Source organism: Botryobacter ruber (genome assembly GCF_003347595.2).
Classification (GTDB): domain Bacteria; phylum Bacteroidota; class Bacteroidia; order Cytophagales; family Hymenobacteraceae; genus Pontibacter; species Pontibacter ruber_A.
This window is the reverse complement of record NZ_QCZK02000024.1, coordinates 355,542-378,315: the sequence shown is the minus strand read 5'-3', so window position 1 is coordinate 378,315 and position 22,774 is coordinate 355,542. Positions and strand designations below refer to the sequence as shown.

The 22,774-nt window shown below is 48.6% G+C and carries 22 protein-coding genes and 1 tRNA gene; 14 read left to right on the top strand and 9 right to left on the bottom strand.

Features of this window, described 5'->3' with window-relative positions:
* Positions 1 to 239: 239 nt before the first annotated feature.
* From glmS to DCW36_RS06940, 3 genes are read right to left on the bottom strand one after another with little or no spacing between them, the layout of a single operon-like run.
* Positions 240 to 2,075 (bottom strand): glutamine--fructose-6-phosphate transaminase (isomerizing), encoded by a 1,836-nt coding sequence (glmS, locus tag DCW36_RS06950; protein ID WP_114777614.1) that lies wholly within the window; start codon positions 2,073 to 2,075, stop codon positions 240 to 242.
* 53 nt (positions 2,076 to 2,128) lie between these two features.
* Entirely contained in the window at positions 2,129 to 3,523 is a 1,395-nt protein-coding gene (locus DCW36_RS06945) for a DUF4270 family protein (RefSeq protein WP_114777613.1), read from the bottom strand.
* On the bottom strand, positions 3,507 to 4,319 hold the full coding sequence (locus DCW36_RS06940) for a glycogen/starch synthase (RefSeq protein ID WP_114777612.1): 813 nt from the start codon (positions 4,317 to 4,319) through the stop codon (positions 3,507 to 3,509). Before DCW36_RS06940 ends, DCW36_RS06945 begins: the two co-directional genes overlap by 17 nt.
* A gap of 138 nt (positions 4,320 to 4,457) precedes the next feature.
* Between DCW36_RS06940 and panC the strand changes: the two genes are divergently transcribed.
* The 5 genes from panC (at position 4,458) to DCW36_RS06915 (ending at position 7,966) form a co-directional block, all read left to right on the top strand.
* Positions 4,458 to 5,312: a pantoate--beta-alanine ligase gene (gene panC, locus DCW36_RS06935; RefSeq protein ID WP_114777611.1), complete on the top strand. Its 855-nt coding sequence runs from the start codon at positions 4,458 to 4,460 to the stop codon at positions 5,310 to 5,312.
* An 89-nt stretch (positions 5,313 to 5,401) separates the two neighbouring features.
* Positions 5,402 to 5,749 (top strand): aspartate 1-decarboxylase, encoded by a 348-nt coding sequence (gene panD, locus DCW36_RS06930; RefSeq protein ID WP_114777744.1) that lies wholly within the window; start codon positions 5,402 to 5,404, stop codon positions 5,747 to 5,749.
* 9 nt (positions 5,750 to 5,758) lie between these two features.
* Entirely contained in the window at positions 5,759 to 6,805 is a 1,047-nt protein-coding gene (locus DCW36_RS06925; RefSeq protein ID WP_114777610.1) for a lysylphosphatidylglycerol synthase transmembrane domain-containing protein, read from the top strand.
* On the top strand, positions 6,789 to 7,277 hold the full coding sequence (rfaE2, locus tag DCW36_RS06920) for a D-glycero-beta-D-manno-heptose 1-phosphate adenylyltransferase (protein WP_114777609.1): 489 nt from the start codon (positions 6,789 to 6,791) through the stop codon (positions 7,275 to 7,277). The genes DCW36_RS06925 and rfaE2 overlap by 17 nt, the downstream gene beginning before the upstream one ends.
* 8 nt (positions 7,278 to 7,285) lie before the next feature.
* Complete coding sequence (locus DCW36_RS06915) at positions 7,286 to 7,966, top strand: zinc metallopeptidase (RefSeq protein ID WP_114777608.1); 681 nt, start codon at positions 7,286 to 7,288, stop codon at positions 7,964 to 7,966.
* Between the two features lie 261 nt (positions 7,967 to 8,227).
* On the opposite strand, the gene DCW36_RS06910 is transcribed toward DCW36_RS06915, so the two are convergent.
* Positions 8,228 to 8,413 carry a hypothetical protein gene (locus tag DCW36_RS06910; RefSeq protein WP_125185099.1) on the bottom strand — a complete coding sequence of 62 codons (186 nt, stop codon included), beginning with the start codon at positions 8,411 to 8,413 and terminating at the stop codon, positions 8,228 to 8,230.
* Between the two features lie 215 nt (positions 8,414 to 8,628).
* Between DCW36_RS06910 and DCW36_RS06905 the strand changes: the two genes are divergently transcribed.
* Both DCW36_RS06905 and DCW36_RS06900 read left to right on the top strand, forming a co-directional pair.
* Positions 8,629 to 9,768 carry an acyl-CoA dehydrogenase gene (locus tag DCW36_RS06905; protein WP_114777607.1) on the top strand — a complete coding sequence of 380 codons (1,140 nt, stop codon included), beginning with the start codon at positions 8,629 to 8,631 and terminating at the stop codon, positions 9,766 to 9,768.
* Between the two features lie 161 nt (positions 9,769 to 9,929).
* Positions 9,930 to 10,853, top strand: coding sequence for an AraC family transcriptional regulator (locus DCW36_RS06900; protein WP_114777606.1), 924 nt, complete (start codon positions 9,930 to 9,932; stop codon positions 10,851 to 10,853).
* Here DCW36_RS06900 and DCW36_RS06895 read toward each other — a convergent pair.
* The 3 genes from DCW36_RS06895 to DCW36_RS06885 are packed head-to-tail and all read right to left on the bottom strand — an operon-like array spanning position 10,850 to position 12,550.
* Entirely contained in the window at positions 10,850 to 11,605 is a 756-nt protein-coding gene (locus tag DCW36_RS06895; RefSeq protein WP_114777605.1) for a geranylgeranylglyceryl/heptaprenylglyceryl phosphate synthase, read from the bottom strand. The two genes, DCW36_RS06900 and DCW36_RS06895, sit on opposite strands and share 4 nt — an antisense overlap.
* The gene (locus DCW36_RS06890) at positions 11,595 to 12,173 is read right to left on the bottom strand and encodes a hypothetical protein (RefSeq protein WP_114777604.1); all 579 of its coding nucleotides are present in this window, start codon (positions 12,171 to 12,173) and stop codon (positions 11,595 to 11,597) included. Before DCW36_RS06890 ends, DCW36_RS06895 begins: the two co-directional genes overlap by 11 nt.
* Positions 12,170 to 12,550, bottom strand: a complete 381-nt coding sequence (locus DCW36_RS06885; protein WP_114777603.1) for a phage holin family protein — start codon at positions 12,548 to 12,550, stop codon at positions 12,170 to 12,172. Before DCW36_RS06885 ends, DCW36_RS06890 begins: the two co-directional genes overlap by 4 nt.
* Before the next feature lie 149 nt (positions 12,551 to 12,699).
* Here DCW36_RS06885 and DCW36_RS06880 point away from each other — a divergent pair, with 149 nt between their 5' ends.
* Positions 12,700 to 13,794 carry a J domain-containing protein gene (locus DCW36_RS06880; protein WP_114777602.1) on the top strand — a complete coding sequence of 365 codons (1,095 nt, stop codon included), beginning with the start codon at positions 12,700 to 12,702 and terminating at the stop codon, positions 13,792 to 13,794.
* A 384-nt stretch (positions 13,795 to 14,178) separates the two neighbouring features.
* Here DCW36_RS06880 and DCW36_RS06875 read toward each other — a convergent pair.
* Positions 14,179 to 14,251, bottom strand: a tRNA-Phe gene (locus DCW36_RS06875).
* A 164-nt stretch (positions 14,252 to 14,415) separates the two neighbouring features.
* On the opposite strand from DCW36_RS06875, the gene DCW36_RS06870 reads away from it, so the two are divergent.
* From DCW36_RS06870 to DCW36_RS06855, 4 genes are all read left to right on the top strand, one after another.
* Positions 14,416 to 15,789 (top strand): 4Fe-4S dicluster domain-containing protein, encoded by a 1,374-nt coding sequence (locus DCW36_RS06870; RefSeq protein ID WP_114777601.1) that lies wholly within the window; start codon positions 14,416 to 14,418, stop codon positions 15,787 to 15,789.
* A 243-nt stretch (positions 15,790 to 16,032) separates the two neighbouring features.
* Positions 16,033 to 16,818, top strand: a complete 786-nt coding sequence (locus DCW36_RS06865; RefSeq protein WP_114777600.1) for a (Fe-S)-binding protein — start codon at positions 16,033 to 16,035, stop codon at positions 16,816 to 16,818.
* A 533-nt stretch (positions 16,819 to 17,351) separates the two neighbouring features.
* Positions 17,352 to 17,834: a hypothetical protein gene (locus DCW36_RS06860; protein WP_114777599.1), complete on the top strand. Its 483-nt coding sequence runs from the start codon at positions 17,352 to 17,354 to the stop codon at positions 17,832 to 17,834.
* 21 nt (positions 17,835 to 17,855) lie between these two features.
* Positions 17,856 to 19,805 carry an OmpA family protein gene (locus tag DCW36_RS06855; RefSeq protein ID WP_114777598.1) on the top strand — a complete coding sequence of 650 codons (1,950 nt, stop codon included), beginning with the start codon at positions 17,856 to 17,858 and terminating at the stop codon, positions 19,803 to 19,805.
* 66 nt (positions 19,806 to 19,871) lie between these two features.
* Here the strand turns inward: DCW36_RS06855 and DCW36_RS06850 are convergent, their stop codons facing one another.
* Positions 19,872 to 20,351, bottom strand: coding sequence for a hypothetical protein (locus DCW36_RS06850; protein WP_114777597.1), 480 nt, complete (start codon positions 20,349 to 20,351; stop codon positions 19,872 to 19,874).
* 292 nt (positions 20,352 to 20,643) lie between these two features.
* Here DCW36_RS06850 and DCW36_RS06845 point away from each other — a divergent pair, with 292 nt between their 5' ends.
* Both DCW36_RS06845 and DCW36_RS06840 read left to right on the top strand, forming a co-directional pair.
* Entirely contained in the window at positions 20,644 to 21,813 is a 1,170-nt protein-coding gene (locus DCW36_RS06845) for an AIR synthase related protein (RefSeq protein ID WP_114777596.1), read from the top strand.
* Positions 21,814 to 22,012: 199 nt separating this feature from the next.
* Positions 22,013 to 22,774, top strand: coding sequence for a DUF4476 domain-containing protein (locus DCW36_RS06840; RefSeq protein WP_114777595.1), 762 nt, complete (start codon positions 22,013 to 22,015; stop codon positions 22,772 to 22,774).

The following is a 22,774-nucleotide window of genomic DNA, read 5'->3' as shown; positions in this document are numbered from 1 at the left end:
GCTGTTACCATAGTCTCTGCGCTGCCTGCATAAGTTGGCTTGTGCTGTGGCTATGGTGGCAGGTGCAGCAACATTTACACTGGCTTAACCGCACATTTTAGCAGTTATTGTTATGCTGCTCCCGTCACCATAGCCGCTGCAGCTCTTCTATGGGAGAAATTGTAGCGGAATGATAAAAGCAAAAGCGGCTGCCCCGTATAACCGGAACAGCCGCTTCGCTATAGCTTTAGTTACTCTTCTTATTCAACTGTAACTGATTTTGCCAGGTTACGGGGCTGGTCTACGTTACATCCGCGCATTACGGCAATGTGGTAAGAAAGCAACTGCAGTGGGATAACAGACAGCAAGGGCGCCAGGTGTTCGCTTGTTTCCGGCACCTCTATCACGTGGTCAGCCATGGTTGGAATGGTGGTATCACCTTCTGTAACAACCGCAATTACTTTTCCTTTACGTGCCCGCACTTCCTGGATGTTCGAAACAATTTTTTCGTACGAGCTATCTTTCGTGGCGATTACCACCACAGGCATCTGCTCGTCTATCAGGGCAATCGGGCCGTGCTTCATTTCAGCTGCAGGATAGCCTTCAGCGTGAATGTAGGATATCTCTTTCAGCTTCAGCGCACCTTCCAGTGCAACAGGATAATTGTAGCCACGTCCTAAATAGATAAAGTTAGTAGCATCCTGGTACTGCGCTGCAATACGTTTGATCTGCTCATCCAGCGCAAGCGCCTGCTCTACTTTGGCTGGTATATTTTCCAGCTCAGCCATCAACTGGTGCAGCTTAGATGTTTCAAGCGTACCACGCTTGCTGCCGATAATCATCGAGATCAGTGTCAGCACCGTAACCTGGGCTGTAAAGGCTTTGGTACTGGCCACACCAATTTCAGGACCTGCGTGTGTATAGGCGCCTGCATCGGTAGCTCTGGCAATAGAAGAACCAACCACGTTGCAAATACCAAAAATGGTGGCCCCTTTTGATTTGGCAAGCTCGATGGCCGCTAACGTATCAGCAGTTTCGCCGGACTGTGAGATGGCAATTACAATATCCCGCTCCCGAACAATCGGGTTGCGGTAACGGAATTCGGAAGCATACTCCACCTCAACCGGAATGCGGGCAAAATCTTCGATCAGGTATTCGGCTACCAGACCGGCATGCCACGAGGTACCACAGGCTACAATCAGGATACGCTCTGCATTCGCAAATTTGTTTTCAAACTCGCGAATACCGCCCATCATCAAATGATTGCTTTCCACAATCATTCTGCCTCTCATGCTGTCCATGATTGAGCGTGGCTGCTCAAATATTTCCTTCAGCATGAAATGCTCATAACCACCCTTTTCAATCGAATCGAGTGTTAGCTCCAGGTGCTGGATATAAGGCGTCTGCTTAATATCTTCTTTTGAGCGAATGTCGAGTTCACCGTCTTTTATAACTGCCAGCTCGTAGTCTTTCAGGTACACCACTTCGTTGGTATACTCAATGATTGGTGTAGCATCGGATGCCAGGAAGTATTCGCCTTTTCCAATGCCTAACACCAGCGGGCTTCCTTTGCGGGCTGCTACCAACTGGTTCGGATCGTCTTTTGAAAGCACTACAATAGCATAGGCGCCAACTACCTCGTGCAGCGCCAGGCGTACAGCCTCTACCAGCGTGCAGTTGTTGTTTATCCGGATATCTTCAATCAGGTTGATGAAAACCTCGGAGTCCGTTTCGCTCTGGAAGGTATGTCCTTTGCTTATCAAGAGCGTTTTCAGGGCTGCATAGTTTTCGATGATCCCGTTGTGGATAATGGCGATATTCCTGGAACTGGAGTAATGTGGGTGCGCATTTACATCGTTTGGCTCACCGTGTGTTGCCCAACGCGTATGGCCCATGCCAATATTGCCATGTACATCCTTGTCAGAAATAAAGGCTTCTAAATCAGCTACTTTTCCTTTCTTCTTATATACATTCAGGTCGCCGTTCATGAGTGCAATACCGGCACTGTCGTAGCCCCGGTATTCCAGGCGTTTAAGCCCTTTAATAATAATAGGACATGCTTCGCGGTGTCCTACATAAGCAACAATACCACACATAAATTTGTCTTTCTAGTAAAACAGGTGCCTAACAGCACCTGTCAGAAACAGTGTTAATTTAGTTTTGAGTAATAGATAAGCAGTTTTACAGGCTCTGCGGCTGTGTTACTAATGATGGTTCTATAAGGACGTGGCTCCGGCGTTACCTGGCGTTCGCTAACCTGGCTACCGGATACAACACTTGCGTTGCCTGATGATAACAGCAGTCCTGTATTCTCTTTGTTGCCGTAGATAATCCCCTGAACAAAAGAAGTCATGTTCAGGCGATAGTGGTTTTTACTGGCGTTATAGGCTACCGTTGCAGGATAAAGTGTAGAGTTCAGGTTATAGGTTCCTTCCTGCTGTACGGCTAAAGGCAACCCTGCAGCATTCCTTTTAATGCGGTTAGAGTTGGTCGCTTCATACAATACAAAGGCTGGATGCGACGGCAGTGTGCTGTTTGAAGAAGGCGTCACCGGTAAAATCAGCTCTGCACGGTTAATAATAATGTTTCCTTTTTTCTCCCTGAATTCATCCAGGTGCGGGAACGTAATTTTAGTTAGTAGTTGTGTATTTGCCTGAACGAAGCTCTCGTTTCCGGTTTCAGAAGCAGGTACAAAGCTGCCATTCCCTTCCAGGGTGGCAAGGGTAGTTCCTGCACGGTCTGCTGTTACACTGTAAAAGTTTCGGACGTCGCTGCCCGAAAAATTGAACACATGTACTTTCTGCGTTGCTTCTGTGCCTGCCTTATAATACAACCGCATGGCTGTTGCTGTAGAATTCATATTGAAACCTACAATACTGGCCGGATTATCAGTAGACGGAACAAGGGCGATCCCTTTTAAGAAATTATTAAACTTCTGCTGCGATGCCAGGCTTTCCTGACCCGCCTGTTCCAGTAAGGTTTGGGCAAAATCCGCATCCAGTTTAATTCTGGCTACTACGGCAGAATCTACGTTTGTAACCTTGGTTTTGAGAATACTTGGTGTAAACGTCGTCGAGCCAACAGGATTTGGTTTATATGCGAGCGTAGAGTTGGTGAAATAGGAGCCCCTTTCCGAAAAGCCTTCTGTTAACTCGTGTACACTCACGGTTAAGGCCGCTGACTTTTCTCCATAAATAAAGGAGTAGTCGAGGGTGAGCACCAGCGAGTCAAGGGTCAGGGTTGTGCCATTGGCTAACGTCGTAAGATCAGAGCTGCCTGCTCCAACCTCAGTGTAGGTCGTTGCCGTTTGGGTGTTAAGCACAGGGTCGGCGTAATACCCAACCAAAGATGGCGTAAGTTTGAACGAAGAAACAGAGTCGCTTAAAAGTACAGTACCTGTATTGATGGTAATTGTATCAGTAAATTCGGTCCCGATTTGGTTGCCCTCCTGCAATTCAAGTCCAATTTCATTCGGGTCGTCACAGGCGCTAAGGGCAGTAATAGAAAAGAAGAAAAGAAAAAGTCTCCTAACGGCTAAGTTCATTATACAGGTTGTAGTAAGAATCTAATAAGTTGTCGTCGGCGCTGATGGTGTTAATGCAGTTTGTCTGAGTAAAATCAGTAAAAAGCGCGTTTATGTTTTCACTGAAATCCTCATTCGTTTTGATAACAGAGTCAGCGTAGTGCATACCTATTTTAATAAAGCTGTCGATATCACCAGACTCCAGGTGTGTCAGCATGCTGTCATCAATATCCAGCATTTTTACCTTTGCCAGCAAATCGCTGCCAAATTTATGCTGGTAGTCGTGGTTATAAACCGTAAAGATAGACTTTGCATCTTTAAATATCGGATCTTTTTTAAAGGTAGTCTTCAGGTACATGGGAACAAGGCCCGTCATCCAGTCATTACAGTGTACAATATCTGGTTGCCAGCCAAGTTTCTTCACGGTTTCCAGTACTCCTTTGCAGAAGAAGATGGCCCGCTCGTCGTTATCCTGGTGAAATTTATTGTTCTTGTCAACAAAAACGGATTTTCTGTGAAAATAGTCTTCGTTGTCAATAAAATAAACCTGTAACTTAGCATTCGGAATTGAAGCTACTTTGATTACAAGTGGTTTTTCATCATCTCCAACGGCTATGTTAATACCAGAAAGACGCACAACCTCATGCAATCGGTTTTTACGCTCGTTAATTAAGCCGAATCTTGGAACAAAAATGCGGATTTCCATCCCTCGTTCCTGCATACCCTGTGGTAAGGTCTGCAAAAACTCTGCTACCTTGGTAGTCTGTAAAAATGGAAGGATTTCGGTGGCAATGTATAAGATTCGCAATTTGGACATGGATATGATATTAAAATTAAAACGCAATAGTAATGGGACGTGCAAAATTAGTCAAAATTTTTCTAATTTTCAATTTTTTCGGCTATAAGTTACTTTTGTCGGCCTTCACCGGTTTAAAATTTAGAAAAATCCGCTCACATGGAAGTTATTGAGAAGGGGAATTCCCTCCGGGCAGTTGTACAGGCACTTCGTTGCAGTGGAAAAAGCATCGGCTTTGTACCTACTATGGGTGCTTTGCATGAGGGGCACCTGCAACTGCTGCGTGCCGCCGCACAAGAAAATGATATTACTGTTTGTAGCATCTTTATCAATCCGATACAGTTTAACAACTCCGATGACTATAAGCTCTATCCCCGCGCATTAGAACAGGATATAGCATTACTGAACTCAGTAGCCTGCGACTACCTGTTTGTGCCTGAAGTATTGGATATTTATCCGGAACAGTCGCCGCTCCGATTTAGTTTCGGAGAGCTGGAGGGCGTGATGGAAGGAAAGCACCGCCCGGGCCATTTTAGTGGCGTTGCGACGGTAGTAAGTAAGTTTTTTAACCTGGTGCAGCCGCACAGGGCCTACTTCGGGCAAAAGGATCTGCAGCAGGTGGCCATTGTGCGGCAGATAGTGCAGGCGCTGAGTTTTGATCTGGAACTGGTATGTTACCCCACAGTGCGGGAGCAGGATGGGCTGGCGATGTCGTCGCGGAACAAAAGGCTTGACCCGGAGCAGCGCAAGCTGGCCGTGAACCTGTACAAGGTACTGCAGCTGGCGAAAGCACAGTTGCACAGCAAATCCGTTGCGGAAATAAAAGAAGAGGTGGCCCGTGCGCTGCAGCAGGTAGACCAGGTAAAGCTGGAATACTTTGAAATTGCCAATCCAAAAACCATGCAACCCGTAACGGATGTACTGGCATTGCCGGAAGTAGCGCTTTGCATTGCGGCCTATGTAGGGCCGGTAAGGCTTATCGATAACCTGCTTGTGAATTTAAAGGAAGTGTAGTTTGTTTAGCTTGTACAAGAGCCTTGCGTTTCCTTTAATAGTGAATGTCCGGCTTATTCTATAACTTTGCGCTTTTATTTTACCAAACCATGCAAATCGAGGTTTTAAAATCCAAAATTCACCGGTGTAAGGTTACGCAGGCCGAGCTTCATTATGTGGGTAGCATTACCATTGATGAGGACCTGATGGATGCGGCCAACATCGTGGAGAATGAAAAAGTACAGATTGTTAATATTAACAACGGCGAGCGGTTCGAGACGTACGTTATCAAAGGCGAAAGAAGTACAGGCACGGTATGTTTAAACGGGCCTGCTGCCCGCAAAGTGCAGGTGGGCGATATTGTTATTGTTATCTCCTATTGTTCTATCCGGTTCGAAGACGCTAAAACACACAAGCCAACCTTAATTTTCCCCGACCAGCACAACCGCCTGGTATAGCTTTTCTGCATGAACAAACTGCTTTCTGTTTTAAAGTATATTTCCTTTCTGGGGGTATCTGTTTTTCTGATGTGGTATGCCCTCAGAGAACTCGACTTTGAAAGAATGTGGGCCGAATTCAAGCATGCCAACTACTTCTGGATCATCGTTTCGCTGGTAATGGGAGTGGTGGCTTATGTAAGCAGGGCCTACCGCTGGCAGTTGCAGATAAAACCAACGGGTTACCAGCCGTCCTTGGCCAATACCTACCATGCCATGATGATAGGTTACCTTGCCAACCTGGTGCTGCCCCGGATGGGGGAAGTGGTGCGGTGCAGTGTCCTGAAACGTACTGATAACCTGCCTGTAAATACCGGTTTTGGAACGGTGATCGCGGAACGTTTTATCGACATGCTCATGCTGCTGGGGGCTTTGGGCTTAACGCTGCTCTTCGAGTTCGACCGCCTCCGCGATTTCTTTTTCAGTTCCTTTACCGAGAAGTACAATAGTGTGGAACAGGGCCTCAGTACGCTGTACGTATTTGGCAGCCTGTTGCTGGCCGGTGTGGTGGCAGTGGCTGTGCTGATACTCCTGTTTCTGAACAAACTGCGCCGCAACAGTTATTTTATACGTGTTGTTTCTTTTATAAAAGGAATGCTGCAGGGAATTTTCAGTATTACAAAAGTAGATAAGCAGTTTGCTTTCTGGAGCCATTCCGTATTTGTGTGGGTGATGTTCTATTTCATGAGCCTCGTGGTGCTGTATGCGCTGCCTGCTACCTCCGGTCTTTCATTCTCTGCCGGCTTATCTGTTTTGGTGATTGGCAGTTTAGGGATGGCAGCGCCTGTTCAGGGTGGTATAGGGGTGTATCATCTGGCTGTGCAAACTACCCTGTTGCTGTATGGTGTGCCCAAAGAAGCAGGCATGGCTTATGCGCTGCTGGCCCATACTTCGCAAACGCTTTTGGTTGTTCTGATGGGAGTGCTTAGCTTTATGGCAACTATGCTGCGGCCGCGTACAAGCGCTGTGGCACAGGCTGTAGATGCAAAAGCACAAACACATGAACTCAAAGGATAAAATTCTAACCCTCCCCCAACTGCAGGAACTGCTGCAAACCTGGCGCCGCCAGGGCCTTAAAATTGTTTTTACCAACGGTTGCTTCGATCTGCTGCACCTGGGCCACGTCGATTACCTGGAGAAAGCACGACAACTTGGCGATAAATTAGTCTTAGGACTCAACACAGACTGCTCCATTAGCCGTATAAAAGGTCCGAGCCGCCCGCTTCAGGACGAAATGTCACGGGCACGCGTCATGGCATCCTTATTGTTTGTGGATGCGGTAGTGCTTTTCGACCAGGACACACCCCTCGAGCTTATAAAAGCCGTGCAACCTGATATTTTAGTAAAAGGCGACGATTATAGTGTCGAAAATATTGTGGGGCACGAAATCGTTTTAGGCAGGGGAGGCGAAGTAAAAACTGTGCCGCTGGTAAAAGGCTATTCTACAACCAATATCGTAAAGAAAATAGAGAACCAAGAAACTAAATAAGTATAGCTATGCCTGGAATATATATAATAGTCATCGTATTTATGCTGGCCAGTATGCTGGTTAGCTGGCGATTGAAAAGTAAATTTCAAAAATACTCCGAAATTCCGCTGCAGTCCGGTCACACGGGCCGCGAGATAGCGGAAATGATGCTGGCCGACCATGGCATTACCGATGTGCGGGTAATTTCGGTGGCAGGCCGTTTAACGGACCATTACAACCCGGCCGATAAAACGGTAAACCTGAGCGAATACGTGTATGAAGCGCGCAGTGCCGCCGCCGCAGCGGTAGCCGCGCACGAATGTGGCCACGCTGTGCAACATGCCAAAGCGTACAGCTTCCTGAAGTTCCGTTCGGCCATGGTGCCTGCACTGAGCATTGCCTCCCGTTACATGCAGTGGATTATCCTGATCGGTATTTTCATGCTGCAGTCTACGCCGGTGCCACTGGCGATAGGTGTATCGCTGTTCGCGCTTACCACCATCTTCAGCTTTGTGACCTTGCCTGTAGAGTTTGACGCAAGTAAGCGAGCGCTGGCCTGGATCAGGAACAACAACATTGTAACGCAGCAGGAGTACGGCCTGTCTAAAGATGCCCTGAAATGGGCTGCCTTAACCTATGTGGTGGCGGCACTGGGCTCGCTGGCCACACTGCTTTACTACGCATCGTTGCTGCTCGGGCGGCGTGACTAAATCAAAATAAACGATACATTTAGAATACAGACAAAATGCCTGGCGTACTTGCCGGGCATTTTTTTTAAGCCCTTCCTGGGTAAATAAGTTGTCATACTATCGTAAACCTGCTTCCACAATTTTGAGCAGAGGCTGTGGTGGCTGGTGCAGCAGAATTAAATAGTGCCTATGAATCGGCTGTGTATCTGTAAAAAGTATTCTGCTCCTGCCACCACAGCCGCTGCTGCACTTCAGCGGCGGGTGGCGGTAAAGGTTTGATGGTTAACCTTCTGGCTGCTGCTGCCAAAGCAGTATGTCCTGAACCATTTTGTTTGATGGCTTAAATTTTTTTGCAGCCACTTTTACCACAGCCTTGCCCGGACGGCAACAGCAGAAAAACAGCAGCATAGATATAACTTTTTGCCAGTATCCGTATAAATCACTAAGTATTTTTTCTGTTGTGCCCAAAAGGCCGTTTCTGCTGCCTGAGGGCCTGTTTTAAAACAGCTGAACGAAGCCTATTAAAGGTACTGTTGTATTTTTGTGTGGCAGTTTTTAATTTTTTTAAAATTTTTTAGTAGGCGTGCATAATAAATTTACGTAGAAAGTACGTTACTAATATAAAAATTCATAGTTTTGCTTTCGTAGAAGTCTACTCACCCGACGCTTAACGCTAAACAGGTATGAACTATCAACTTACAGAAGAGCACTTGGCAGTACAGGATGCTGCCCGTGAGTTTGCCCGGACAGAGCTTTTACCTGGCGTTATAGAGCGAGATGAGCACCAGAAGTTTCCGGCGGAGCAGGTCCGTAAGATGGGGCAGCTTGGCTTTCTGGGAATGATGGTGGACCCGAAGTATAACGGCGGCGGCATGGATACCATTTCGTATGTGCTGGCCATGGAGGAGATCTCCAAAGTAGATGCTTCTGCTGCTGTTGTAATGTCGGTAAACAATTCGCTGGTGTGCTGGGGGCTCGAGAAATACGGAACCGAAGCGCAAAAGCAAAAGTACCTGACCCGGCTGGCAACAGGCGAGGTTATCGGCGCCTTCTGCTTATCGGAACCGGAGGCTGGTTCAGATGCCACCTCGCAGCATACTACAGCCGAAGACATGGGCGACTATTACCTGCTGAACGGCACCAAGAACTGGATCACGAACGGAGGTACAGCCTCGGTGTATTTGGTGATGGCGCAAACGCATCCCGAGAAAGGCTCGCATGGCATTAATGCGTTTATTGTAGAGCGCGATTCGGACGGTTTTGTGGTAGGCACCAAAGAAAACAAGCTGGGGATACGCGGTTCCGATACGCACTCTTTAATGTTTACCGACGTAAAGGTGCCGAAAGAAAACAGGATAGGAGAGGATGGCTTCGGCTTTAAATTTGCCATGGCTACCCTGGCAGGCGGACGAATAGGAATAGCAGCTCAGGCGCTCGGCATAGCTTCCGGTGCCTACGAGCTTGCCCTCAACTATTCAAAAGAACGAAAGGCCTTTGGAGTGGAGATTGCAAAGCACCAGGCCATACAGTTTAAATTAGCGGATATGGCTACAAACATTGAGGCCGCTCGTTTGTTATGCTTTAAAGCGGCAAGTCATAAAGATTCGCACCAGGATTACACAACATCCGGAGCAATGGCAAAACTGTTTGCCTCAAAGGTGGCAATGGAAACAACTATAGAAGCTGTACAAATTCATGGAGGGTATGGGTATGTGAAAGAATATCATGTGGAGAGGTTGATGCGCGATGCAAAAATCACGCAGATCTACGAGGGGACCTCTGAAATACAGAAAATTGTAATTTCAAGAGAATTGCTCAAGTAACAACGTTGTTAAAACTTTGTTTTTGGGCTGCATTACGCCTAGATATGGTTTTTTGAATTAAAATTTATTTTTTAAATATAATTTGAATTTTATGAAGATAAACCTTAGCTTTAGGCCAAATAAAAGGGTTTATTAGTATAAAAGTTAGTTGGTAACACAAAATGGAAGATTACAATAAGATTATTGAGTCGCTTGGGGTGCGATTCATTAAAGCTAAAAATCTGGTGTTGCAACAACCGTTTACGGTGCGCAACTTCTACGATGTCGGCAACAATCTGATCCTGCTTCATAAAGGAAGCATCTTTTTTGGTAAAGAGGAACAAATGGTAGAAGAAGGGGAGCTTCTGTTTGTTCCGGGAGGTCGCAGTACAAGAATTACGTATGGTTCCGGCGAAGGCCGAAGCATTACGAACGACGACCTTATCACCAACAGGGAGAAATTCTTTAAAGCAAACAACGATCTGGATCTGATTGGAGATGCCGAAGACAGCCACAGCTACGTTAGCTTCGAAGCGAAAGTATTCGACTCGGTTAACTTCTTTGCATCGCTGGATCTGCCGGCTTTCCTGATCTCTAACAACAACAAGCTGGCCAACCTGGTTATCAAAGTTGTGGAAGAGTCTATGCAGGACCTGCCGGGCAAGGAGCGTTTAATCAGCATCTACACCGAAAACATTGTTGTAGAGATTATCCGCCACATCCTGCGTAACAAGATGTTCGTGGAGCAGCTGGCAACAAACAGCACCTACTTCAAAGATCCGCGCCTGATCGACCTCTTTAACTACATTAAAGAGAACATCGGCGGCGACCTTTCCAACAAGGTGCTGTCTAATGTGGCAAACGTTTCTGAAGATTATGTAGGCCAGTATTTCAAAATGCTGACCGGCATCAATCCGCAGGACTACATCGAGTACCAGCGCATGGAGCGTGCCGTATTCCTGCTTCGCACTACCAAGAAGAGTATTCGTGAAATTGGCAAAGACGTAGGCTACAAAGACACTGCGTACTTCTGCCGTCGCTTTAAAATGATGTTTGGTATACCTGCCGGTAAAATGCGCCGCCGCGAATCGGCTACCAGCGCTTAAGGTACTACCTGATTAAAAGAAGAGACAATCTGAGAAACCTCGGCTAAAAAGCCGGGGTTTTTTTCTATGTGGTTACCTACCACAATCACATCTGCACCGGCTGTTAAAGCTGCTTGTGCTTTCTCTGCTGTGTTAATGCCGCCACCCACTATTATCGGAATGTCAACAGCTGCCCGTACAGCCGCTATCATTTCTGCACTTATAGGTTCACGTGCGCCGCTGCCGCCATCCATGTAAATGTACTGCAGGCCCAGCAGCTCGCCGGCCATAGCCGTGCAGGCCGCAATGGCCGGTTTATCATACGGAATAGGCGTGGTGCCGCTCATGTACGAAACGGTAGTCTGGCGCCCGGAGTCAACCAGCATATAGCCGGTCGGGTAAATGGCTAACTTGCTGGCTTTTAATATGGGCGCCGAGAGCACATGCTGCCCGATCAGGAAGTCCGGGTTACGACCCGAGATAAGTGAAAGCAGCAATATACCGTCGGCCTGCGTGTCGATATGCAGGCTGTTGCCCGGGAAAAGGATAACAGGCACATCGGTACTCGATTTGATCAGCCTGATTACCTGGGCCTGGTTGTCGGTGGTGAGCAGGCTGCCGCCAATAAAAAAGAAATCTATTGGGTTGGCCTCACTTAAAGCAAGCAACTGAAGGCAGGAGCTGTCATCCACATTGTCCGGATCGAGCAGTACCGCAAAATACTTCCTGCCTGGTTCATACGTATGTTTTATGTGAAATTTCTCAAAGGGCATCCTCTTCCGGATAATATTCTGTCGCTTCAGTATCACTTACCACGATGGGTATAGGCGCAATATCGGGATTTTTAGATACACTGTTTAAATATTCCTCTACCTTTTTTGTGAGGTACACCATTAGCAGCGCTGCCAGCTGGCTTGTCAGCATCTGCACCAGTTCCGAATTCATAAAGGATTTGGCAACGCCGGTGTGCTGGCCCTGGTGAGGCGGTGCGTAGTGGATCGCTTCCGGGGGCATATTATAACCCTGTGCCTGCTCATGCACCAGCGGGTTGTAGTGCTGGTATCCGGCTTCGGGAGGTATGGGAGGAATGTAGCCGACAGGTACGGCGGAAGGACCTTCTTTCGTTAGTTTTTTACTTTTTTTTTTGCTGCCGCCAAACATCCGCGATAACAGCAGGCCGGCCATCAGCACACCGCCGGCAATGGCTACTTTCTTGCCAATTTCCTGCGACTGTGTTTTTAGCTGTGCCACGTCGCCCATCAGGGCATTTTTGTATTCTTCTTTCTGCCGTTCCAGGAGATCACGCTCGTTGTCAAACAGGGGGTTTTTTAACTCGCTCATATCGATTTTTCTCTTTTATCAGTCTTATAAATCGTATTATCAAATGTCTTGTCAGCAATATTATTAAACACCTTTTTATCAAGACCAACTACCAGTACAACCAGGATAATGACATAAAGAAGTGCTATGATGCCAAAACCCCAAAAGGTACTGTCGAGGAGGTGGTTAAGGAGCAGACCCAGAAAAATACTAACAAAAATAACGCTCATAAAAGCAAAAAAGCCGAGTAAAATACCATGTACAATTCCTACAAAGGCTCCTTTTAGCTTTTCCTGGATCTCGAGCCGGATAATATCGATGCGGGTATCGATGTAGCCCATCAGGTTCTCCATCAGGTTAGGATTTTTTTCCCGTGTTCCGTTGTCTTTATTTACCATAGTGTCAGGCTTTTTATATTGCTTTTTCTGTATACGCGTATAAACTGTATAATTTACGCAAAGTTTGCAAGTTTGATTGTAGTACGGATATTGCAGTATCTCGAACGAATTTGGCAGCAGTTTGATTTATATTTTGTATACTGGCATCCTTGGATATTAATTTCTATACCGTATTAGGCATAGGCGCTACAGCTACATCGCAGGAAGTAAAGCTGGCATATAAACGCCTTGCGCTCAAGTATCATCCGGATAAAAATCCGGGCAATGTGCTTGCCGAGGAGCAGTTTAAATTGATTAACACGGCTTACCAGACGCTCTCGAACGCAAACAAGCGCGCCATGTACGACCTGAAACTGCAGTACCAGCGCGAGCGCCGGCGCATGATGCAGCAACAACAGGCTTACTACAATCCCCGCTACCGCCAGACCAGGCCGCCTGCTTCGGTGTCGGAACGGTATTACCAGAGCATCCCGGTAAACCGGAACCGCTTCTCCCGGAAAGACCTGTACATTACGCTGGCCCTGATTGGCGGCATCCTGCTTTTCAGCCTGCTGCTCAAGCTGGTAATGGACCACATTACAGGCGAAGATAAATATAAAACAGCGTTAACCTATATAGAACAAGGCAAATATAGCAACGCCCATAGCCTGCTCAACGATGCCATCCATTTCATGCCGAAGCGCCCGGAAGTGTACCTGGCAAGGGCCGGCCTGGAGATGAACGTGTACGAAAATTTTAAAGCCGCGCTCCAGGATATTAACCAGGCCATCGCTTTGCAGGATACAGTGCCGGCTTACACCTATTATATGCGGGGGAAATGTTACAAGCAGCTCTCGCAGTACAAACTGGCAGAGCGCGATCTTACACAGGCCATTTCCACCGACAGCACCCTCTACGCTGCCTACCTGGACCGGGGTGAGGTAAGGCTGTTTTATCTCGGGAAAACAGAAGCGGCTATCACTGACTTAACAACGTTTCTCAAACATAGCCAGGGCGGGGAGGCATGGACAACAGCCTTAACTTACCGGGGCTTTGGGTATTATATAAAAGGAACTTTTAACCTCTCGGAGGCCGACTACAAGCGGGTGCTGGCTGCCGATCCTACCAACGGTCGTGTCTTTTACCTCCTTGGCCGCACCGAAAAAGAGCAGGAACAACAGCACCTGGCCTGCATGCACTTCAGCGAAGCCTACAAACTGGGGTATTCGGCTGCTCTGCCGGAGCTTCGTAATTACTGTAGGTAAGTCTTTTTTTGATACTGAAATGCAGGCTGTGAGGCATGTAATAAACATTCCGGAAGGATGCAGCGGGTTATGGAGCCGCCAACCTTATTTGCTGCACCTGCCTCCACAGCCACTGCTGCTTTGTATGAACAGGAACTATCGCTTCCATAGTCCACCGATTTGATGATGCAGGCATTGGCACATTAAAAAATTAGCACAGTATATGCTGCTGCCCCTGCCACCATTGCCGCTGCTGCTATGAAAAAAACAGGTGGTGGATGAGGGACAACGTCAACAACTTTTTTTCACAGCCAGAGTACTGCTTCATAACCTTGTTTGGAATGCTGTCAGGAATAAAGCGGTACAAAAACAAAAAACCCTCACCGGTTAAGGCGAGGGTTTCAGTGGTGATGATTGGAATCGAACCAACGACACAAGGATTTTCAGTCCTTTGCTCTACCAACTGAGCTACATCACCAGCTCAATTGTTTTCCCTTGTTCCGAAAGGGTATGCAAAAGTAGCAACTAACTTTTAACTGGCAAACATTATCGCCAAAAAAATTTAAAAAATCTGTTTTATGGCTTTATTCTGTAGATTAGGCTATATTTATTGTAAACTGTATGCATAACGAATAACTTGTCGTGATAGGAATAGAGAATATTGTCTTCCTGCTAGTGGCGGTGCTGGGTATTGGCCTGTTTATCTGGCAAGTCCGGAAAATTCGAAAAAACGTGCTGCTGGGGCGCGATACGGAGCTGCTGGATAACCCTTCGGAGCGAATGAACAAAATGCTGCTCGTTGCCTTTGGGCAGCAGAAAATGTTTAAACGTCCGCTGGCCGCCGTGCTGCACCTGTTCGTGTACGTGGGCTTTATCGTGATCAATATCGAAGTGCTGGAGATACTCATCGACGGCATCTTTGGCACGCACCGGGTGCTGGGGTTTGTCGGCCCGCTTTACAGTGGCCTGATGGCGATAAACGAGATACTGGCAGCGCTGGTGATCATTGCCTGTGCTATCTTCCTCTGGCGGCGAAACGTAACCAAACTGCCGCGACTATGGAACGGTGTGGAAATGCGCGCCTGGCCCAAGCTGGATGCCAATGTGATCCTGATCACCGAAATCGTGCTGATGCTGGCGCTGTTCGTTTTCAACATCGCCGACATGAAACGCGTGTTGCTGGCAGGCGGCGAAGTGGTAGGAGCTTACCCGGTCAGTCATTTGTTTGTGGATGCGTTTGGCAACGATCCGGGGCAGCTGTATGTGATCGCTAAAATTGGCTGGTGGTTCCACATCCTGGGAATCCTGGCTTTTCTGAACTACCTGCCCAGCTCCAAGCACTTCCACATCATCATGGCCTTCCCGAATGTGTATTACTCCAAGCTGTTGCCCAAAGGAAAATTTACCACCAATCCTGCCATCACGCACGAGATAAAAGCCATGTTGGATCCCAGCTACCAGCCGCCTGCACCCAAAACAGATGCCGAAGGGAACCCGGTAATCGAGCGCTTCGGCGCCAAAGATGTGGAAGACCTGACCTGGAAGCAGCTGATGGATGCCTACACCTGCACCGAGTGCGGCCGCTGTACCTCTGTCTGCCCGGCTAACATTACCGGCAAGCTGCTTTCGCCGCGTAAGATCATCATGGATACCCGTGACCGGATGGAAGAAAAAGGGGAGCACCCGGCTATTTTCGCGCCGAATCATTACAAAGAGCTGGGCGTGGAGCGGGTGGCAGTAACCGAAGAAAAGACGCTGCTGCGGGGCTATATCACACCGGAAGAGCTTTGGGCCTGCACCACCTGCAATGCCTGCACCGAATCGTGCCCGGTTAACATCGACCAGCTTTCTACCATCATGGATCTGCGTCGCTACCTGGTGCTGGAGGAGTCTGCTGCCCCGGCCTCGCTTAATGCCATGTTCACCAACATCGAGAACAACGGCGCGCCCTGGGCCTTCTCGCCATCCGACCGGTTTAACTGGGCCGATGAACTCTATGTGCCGGTTAACAGCTAGCATTTTTGCTTGAAACCAAGATTTGGAAGAAGATTTTTAAATATAAAGTAAAATATTATTTGTATTTCTTGTAGCTGCAGCCTTTGCCGGCAATTTTACGGAGGCATAACTTTTCGTTGATAAAAAGTTTACGTCAGGTTTTGCCTTCAAACCCCTGGGCTACAAAAAATTCAATCACAACATCAGCAAACCCTGGAACGCTCATTCTGAATGGAAAATAAAAGATTAGTTAAAGTACCTACCATGGCGCAACTGGCGGCCAACGGCGAAGAACCCGAAATCCTGTTTTGGGTGGGCTGTGCCGGTGCCTTCGACGACCGGTACAAGCGTGTCACGCGTGCCTTTGTGCAGATACTGGAGCATGTGGGCATAAAATACGCCGTACTCGGAACAGAAGAAAGCTGCACTGGCGATCCGGCCAAACGTGCCGGAAACGAGTTCCTCTTCCAGATGCAGGCCATTTCCAACATCGAGGTGCTCAATGCTTATAATGTAAAGAAGATCGTAACTGCCTGTCCGCACTGCTTCAACACCCTTAAAAACGAGTACCCCGATCTGGGCGGTGTTTACGAAGTAATACACCATTCCACTTTCCTGCAGCAGCTCATAAACGAGGGCAAAGTGCGTGTGGCAGGAGGGGAGGAATTTAAAGGTCGCCGCATCACCTTCCACGATTCCTGCTACCTGGGCCGCGCCAACGACATTTACGAAGCGCCCCGCGACGTGCTGGCCGTGCTCGACGCCGACCTGGTAGAGATGAAACGCAGCCGCGCCAACGGCCTGTGCTGCGGTGCAGGTGGCGCCCAGATGTTTAAAGAGCCCGAACCCGGCAAAAAAGACGTCAACATCGAGCGGACCGAAGAAGCCCTGGCCACCCTGGGCAACGACAACAGCATTATTGCCACCGCCTGCCCCTTCTGCATGGTCATGATGACGGACGGCGTGAAAATAAAAGAGCAGGAAGAAAAGGTGCAGGTATTCGATATCGCCGAACTGATTGCCCAGGCCGAAGGACTGGGGAAAGTTTAGGAGTTAGAAAGTTTAGGAGTTAGAAAGTTTAGGAGTTAGAAAGTTTAGGAGTTAGAAAGTTTAGGAGTTAGAAAGTTAGAGAGTTTGGGAGTTGGAGAGTTTAAGAGGTAGAGAGTTTGGGAGGTAGAAAGGTAGAGCGGTAGAAAAATTAAGGGTACGGCTGTAGAGATGCGATGCTCGCGTCTCCTGCACGAACCACAAACAAACCCAATCCTGTTATTCCTTAAATCTTCTTAATCTTGTTCAGACAAAAAAATCCTGTTAATCCAATAATCTGACGAATCCAAATTCAAACAAATAATCACAAAAATCAGCGGTTCAGACAAGCAGCAGAGGCAATGGTGGCAGGCGCAGAAAAGTTTTTATCAAGTAAAGGGTTGAAAATCTTCAACCCCTACAAAATCCCTACTTTTCTACCTTTCTACCTTTCTAACTCCAAACTCTCTAACTCAAAAAAATATCTGTAAATTACGTACCAGTTGTAAATGTGCAACGCGTACACGATTTTTTTAAAATTAGATTAACCTATTACAATGTATATTCCGTTTGATGAATTGCCGCCGCATGCACGCCTCTGGATTTACCAGGCAAACCGCCCGTTAACAGAGGCAGAACAGGCCGAAATAAAACCGATGCTGGAACGTTTTGCTACTGAATGGAGTAGCCACGGAAAAGGGCTGGAAGCATCAGCAGCATTACTGCACAATCAGTTCCTGGTGCTGGCCAACAACGAAAGCGCCGCATCTGCCAGCGGATGCTCTATCGATGCATCTGTTAATTTTGTGCGGGAGTTGGAAAAACACTTCAAGGTTTCCTTCTTCGACCGTACAACGCTGGTCTTCAAAAACGGCAACGAGGTGCTAACCGTAGCCCTGAATGAACTGAAAGAAAAAGTATCGGAGGGCGTGATAACGAAAGACTCGCTCTACTTCGATACCTTGGTAAATAAATACGACGAGCTGAAAGCTGCCTGGCCCCGGCCTGCAGGCAGCAGCTGGCTTTCAAGATATTTTTAGATGATCAAACAATACTAACTCATGCTTCAGATACTTCCATTAAAGCCCTTTGTTTCCGGACTAAAGCAGGTGGGTATTCTTATGTTGCTTGTGTTGGTGCTCGGCGGGTGTGGGGCTGGCAGATACATCAGCAAAGGCGACCAGCGCTTTGAGCAGGAGCAGTATGAGCGGGCAATCGAGTACTACACAAAGGCGCTGGGCAGCACAGACAAGCCTGGCGAAATTAACTTTAAAATAGCCGAAGCTTACCGGCGTTCCAATAGGCTGGCGCAGGCAGAGCAGTATTACAAGGCAGCCCTGGATGCCAACTACCGCAGCGAGGAACTGTATTACTACTACGGCCTGGCCCTGAAAGCAAACGGCAAGTACGACGCATCGGAGCGTCAGCTGCAGGAGTATGTAAAGATAGCCCGCAATGCTACCCTGAAATCGCAGGCCCTGCGCGAACTGAATAACTACAGCTCCCTGAACGACATCCTGAAAAAGCATCCTGAGTTTGAAATACAGCACCTGGATGCACTCAATACCGAGGCATCGGAGTTTGCACCTGTTGTCGTGAACAATGAACTTGTCTTTTCCTCTACCAGGAATGCCGATGAAAAGTACCTGGGCAACGGCGAAGGCTTTTTAGATCTGTATGCCACTGCTTTAACCGATTCTGTGGCAGGCCTGGGCGCAACAGTTAACAGGTATGAAAGCATTAACCTCGAAGGCATGCACGATGCCCTGGCCACGTTCACCAACGACGGCCGCATTATGGTGTTTGCCCGTAGCAACGAGGGCACCAAAAAAGGCCGCCGCAATGTCGACCTGTTTACCTCTACCCTCGGCTCCGGCGGCTGGACAGAAGCCAAACGCCTCGGCATCAGCGACCCCACGGGCTGGGATTCGTCTCCGGCTTTCTCCCCCGACGGTAAAATACTTTACTTTTCGTCTAACCGCAGGGGTGGCCTGGGCGGAAACGATATCTATAAAACCACCATCGATGCCAACGGGCGCTTTTCTGCGCCAGTAAACCTGGGGCCTGATATCAACACGCCCGGCAACGAAAGCTTTGTATCCGTAGCGCCTGATGGTACCCTTTACATCGCCTCTGATGGCTTGCCCGGTTTAGGCAACCTCGACCTGTTCCGGATCGAAAACGGGAAACCCGTCAACCTGGGACCTCCGATCAACTCCCCCGGCGACGACTTTGGTATCTTCTTTAAAAACGGTTCCACCGGCTTCTTCTCGTCTAACCGCGAAGGTGGCAAAGGTGGCGACGATATTTATGCCTTTGAGCGCTCGATGCGCAAACGCGTAAACTTCTTTGTAGATGGCACCCTGTACCAGCAGCGTGAAGGGGCACGGCAGCAGGTGCCGGTGCCGGAACACCCGGTAGAACTGCAGAACGAGAAAGGAGAAAAAATAAGCGAAGCCACCACCGATGCCGCCGGCAAGTTCTCCTTCCCCCTCGACAGCGCCTCCACCTATGCTTTGATCTCCACGAAACCCGGCTTCTTTACGGCCCGCCAAAGCATCACGACCGTTGGCAAGATGCCGTCGCAGGCTGAGCTCACTGAGCCCGAAACCGATGTGCGCCTGACGGCAACGCTGGTGCTGAATGAGATTGTGAAAGACAAACCGATTGTGCTGGAGAACATCTTCTACGACTTCGATAAGGCAGAAATTCGACCCGACGCAGCAATTGAGCTCGACAAACTGGTGCAGATAATGGTAGACAACCCGCGCATTTCCATCGAGCTCAGCTCCCATACCGATGCCCGCGGTTCCGATGAATACAACCAGGACCTGTCGCAGCGAAGGGCGGAGTCGGCAGTGGAGTATATCGTATCGAAAGGAATAAGCCCGGAACGGATAACGGCAAAAGGATACGGCGAAAGCCGGCTGGTGGTAAAAAATGCCACTACCGAGGAAGAGCACCAGCGTAACCGCCGCACCGAGTTTAAAGTGGTGCGCGTGCAGGAGTAGCGTAACCAGGACATCAGCAAAAAAGCAGCTGCATTACATCAATAGCAGCTGCTTTTTTGTTTCCTGTTACCTGACCAGGTACTTTGCGCCGAAGCCAACAGTAGTGTAAGCCTTGGCTCTTGATAACTCGTCACTGGTTAACTTTACGAAAGGAAGTTGGCAATCCAGCGATAAGGCTACAGGAAGACTTGCAAACGAGAATTCCAGGCCGAAGGGGAAAACACCGTAAAAGTTGTTCTTTTTGGGTTGGCCGTAAAGGTGCCTGTAATTGCTGGGATAAGAATTTAATTGGAGCAGCGCCGGGCCTACGCCTACAAACGGACGCAAAAGTCCCATTCCTTCCAGGTGTGGCTGCCAGATAACAGCCAGGTATACATCTTGATACCCGACCTCTGAGCCTGTAGAACTGCCGGCATGGGCTTCGAAGCCAATATTGCGGTTTACAAAATATTTTGCTTTCAAAGCCGCTTCATTACCCTTGATAGCAGTATAACTTATGCCGGCTGCAATTTTGTAACTGGAGTCGTAAATCCTGGGTTCAGGCATTGTTTCCTGTGCAAGTAAGGGTGCAGAAAAACAAGTAATTAGAAGGGAAACAAGAAAAGCGCGTAGAATGTATTTCATAAAAAAAACAGGTACTTTTTAAAGATAAAGCCCTGGTGGCAAAATTACTAAACGCTACTTGCTTTCGTACAACTTTTGACAGAAAAAATGTTGAAACATCCGGAAAGCATACTGCTGCTTATCCCGCTTATGACGTCTTTATATTTAAATTTATGCTTTTCTGCCTTTATCCCTTCAAAGGCTTTCTTAAATTTGTAGTTCATTATCCAGAATTATGGAAAGTAGATATTTACGCCGCGGCGTGTCCGCTTCTAAGGAAGATGTGCACAATGCCATCAAGAACATAGACAAAGGCCTGTTTCCGCAAGCCTTCTGCAAAATTATACCCGATATCCTGACCGGCGACCCGGACTACTGCGCCATCATGCACGCAGATGGTGCCGGCACCAAATCGTCGCTGGCTTACATGTACTGGAAAGAAACCGGCGACCTGAGTGTCTGGAAAGGCATTGCCCAGGATGCAGTGGTCATGAACACCGACGATTTGCTGTGCGTAGGAGCCACCGATAATATTTTGCTTTCTTCTACCATCGGTCGCAACAAGCACCTGGTGCCTGGCGAAGTGATTGCCGCTATCATAAACGGTACCGAAGAAGTACTGCAGATGCTCCGCGACAACGGCATCGGCATTTACAGCACCGGCGGCGAAACAGCCGACGTAGGCGACCTGGTGCGCACCATCATTGTCGACAGCACTGTTACCGCCCGCATGCGCCGCGACGAGGTTATCTCCAACCATAACATACAGGCAGGCGACGTGATTGTAGGCTTTGCCTCTTTCGGGAAAGCCAGCTACGAAGACGAATACAACGGTGGCATGGGCAGCAACGGCCTAACTTCCGCCCGCCACGACGTGTTTCATAAATACCTGTCCAAGTCATACCCGGAAAGCTACGACCCCGAGGTGCCCGTAGACCTGGTGTACTCCGGCAGTTACCGCCTTACGGATGTGAACAAGGAAACAGGCATGGAAGTAGGCAAGCTGGTGCTCTCACCCACCCGCACCTATGCTCCTATTGTCAAGGAAATTCTGAAGGCGCACCGCCCGCACATCCACGGCATGGTGCACTGCAGCGGCGGCGCCCAGACCAAAGTGCTCCACTTCACCGACAAGGTACACATCGTAAAAGACAACCTGTTCCCGACGCCACCATTGTTTCAGCTCATCCAGCAGGAAAGCCGGACCGATTGGATGGAGATGTACAAAGTCTTCAACATGGGCCACCGCCTCGAGATTTACCTGCCCGAGCAATACGCCGAAGAACTGATCGCCATCTCCCGCTCGTTCGGCGTAGAAGCGCAGATCATCGGCCACGTGGAAAGCAGCAAAAGCAATGAGCTCACCATCAAAAGCAGCCACGGCAGGTTCTATTACGGAGGATAGCCGTTAATCTAAAATAAAATGAAAAACGCCCACAGGCACCGGTTGCCTGTGGGCGTTTTTCGTTTGCTGCTGCAGCCACCACACCCTCTGCTCCTGAAAATTAGAACAAGTGACACCGTAGCCTGTATAGCAGCTAAAGCAGCAACCGATCTGGCACAATAATTGGCCTGTAGCAAGTAGAGCAAAAGCCTGTACTGTCATGAAAAAACTGCTACTCCCGTTTCTGCTTGTGCTGCTGGTATTGCCGGTATGGGCACAAGCTTCCGCTTTATCGTTTACCACCAAACGAGGCGAACCTTTCCTGCTGATATTAAATGGCAAGCCGGTCAATCCGGTGGCTACAAACGTCGTGCGGGTAGCCAACCTGCAGCCGGGGCGGCATTATGTTCAGTTCAGGATCAGCGGGCGATACGGGCTTATTACCTCGGGCTTCCGGATAACGGTACCGCTAGGCCATCAGACGAATTACCTGGTGCACACGCCGTCGGGCCGCAGGGGTAGAGTGCGCCTGCAGAAGATAAGCATTGTGCCCTTGCCGCCACCGGTAGCTTCCACACAGCCTGTGCCTCCGCAGCAGCCCAATCCGCCTTATACCGAAACCTATCCCGGCGACTATCCTACCGAAGCGCCTGCCCCCGAACCCGCTGAAAAGAAAGACGGCTTCTGCCAGAACATGCTCAGCAAATATGATCTCGACAAACTGGTAACCACTATTAAGGCAAGAGAATCGGAAAGCACCAGAATGGCGATAGCCCGCGAAGCCATCAGCAAAAACAGCATCCTGTCCGAAGACCTGAAAATCCTGCTGGAGCAGTTCGAATTCGAAACCTCGCGCCTGGAATTTGCCAAATTTGCCTTCGATTACGTGTGCGACAAAGAGCGTTTCTACTACGTCTACGACGCCTTCAAATTCGACACCAGCATTAAGGAACTGCAGAACTACACCAGCCGCAGGAGGTAA

Bases quoted from the DNA above. Each gene is read 5' to 3' on its own strand.
- glmS (WP_114777614.1), bottom strand. From the start codon at position 2,075: ATGTGTGGTATTGTTGCTTATGTAGGACACCGCGAAGCATGTCCTATT.
- DCW36_RS06945 (WP_114777613.1), bottom strand. From the start codon at position 3,523: ATGAACTTAGCCGTTAGGAGACTTTTTCTTTTCTTCTTTTCTATTACT.
- DCW36_RS06940 (WP_114777612.1), bottom strand. From the start codon at position 4,319: ATGTCCAAATTGCGAATCTTATACATTGCCACCGAAATCCTTCCATTT.
- panC (WP_114777611.1), top strand. From the start codon at position 4,458: ATGGAAGTTATTGAGAAGGGGAATTCCCTCCGGGCAGTTGTACAGGCA.
- panD (WP_114777744.1), top strand. From the start codon at position 5,402: ATGCAAATCGAGGTTTTAAAATCCAAAATTCACCGGTGTAAGGTTACG.
- DCW36_RS06925 (WP_114777610.1), top strand. From the start codon at position 5,759: ATGAACAAACTGCTTTCTGTTTTAAAGTATATTTCCTTTCTGGGGGTA.
- rfaE2 (WP_114777609.1), top strand. From the start codon at position 6,789: ATGAACTCAAAGGATAAAATTCTAACCCTCCCCCAACTGCAGGAACTG.
- DCW36_RS06915 (WP_114777608.1), top strand. From the start codon at position 7,286: ATGCCTGGAATATATATAATAGTCATCGTATTTATGCTGGCCAGTATG.
- DCW36_RS06905 (WP_114777607.1), top strand. From the start codon at position 8,629: ATGAACTATCAACTTACAGAAGAGCACTTGGCAGTACAGGATGCTGCC.
- DCW36_RS06900 (WP_114777606.1), top strand. From the start codon at position 9,930: ATGGAAGATTACAATAAGATTATTGAGTCGCTTGGGGTGCGATTCATT.
- DCW36_RS06895 (WP_114777605.1), bottom strand. From the start codon at position 11,605: ATGCCCTTTGAGAAATTTCACATAAAACATACGTATGAACCAGGCAGG.
- DCW36_RS06890 (WP_114777604.1), bottom strand. From the start codon at position 12,173: ATGAGCGAGTTAAAAAACCCCCTGTTTGACAACGAGCGTGATCTCCTG.
- DCW36_RS06885 (WP_114777603.1), bottom strand. From the start codon at position 12,550: ATGGTAAATAAAGACAACGGAACACGGGAAAAAAATCCTAACCTGATG.
- DCW36_RS06865 (WP_114777600.1), top strand. From the start codon at position 16,033: ATGGCGCAACTGGCGGCCAACGGCGAAGAACCCGAAATCCTGTTTTGG.
- DCW36_RS06860 (WP_114777599.1), top strand. From the start codon at position 17,352: ATGTATATTCCGTTTGATGAATTGCCGCCGCATGCACGCCTCTGGATT.
- DCW36_RS06855 (WP_114777598.1), top strand. From the start codon at position 17,856: ATGCTTCAGATACTTCCATTAAAGCCCTTTGTTTCCGGACTAAAGCAG.
- DCW36_RS06850 (WP_114777597.1), bottom strand. From the start codon at position 20,351: ATGCCTGAACCCAGGATTTACGACTCCAGTTACAAAATTGCAGCCGGC.
- DCW36_RS06845 (WP_114777596.1), top strand. From the start codon at position 20,644: ATGGAAAGTAGATATTTACGCCGCGGCGTGTCCGCTTCTAAGGAAGAT.
- DCW36_RS06840 (WP_114777595.1), top strand. From the start codon at position 22,013: ATGAAAAAACTGCTACTCCCGTTTCTGCTTGTGCTGCTGGTATTGCCG.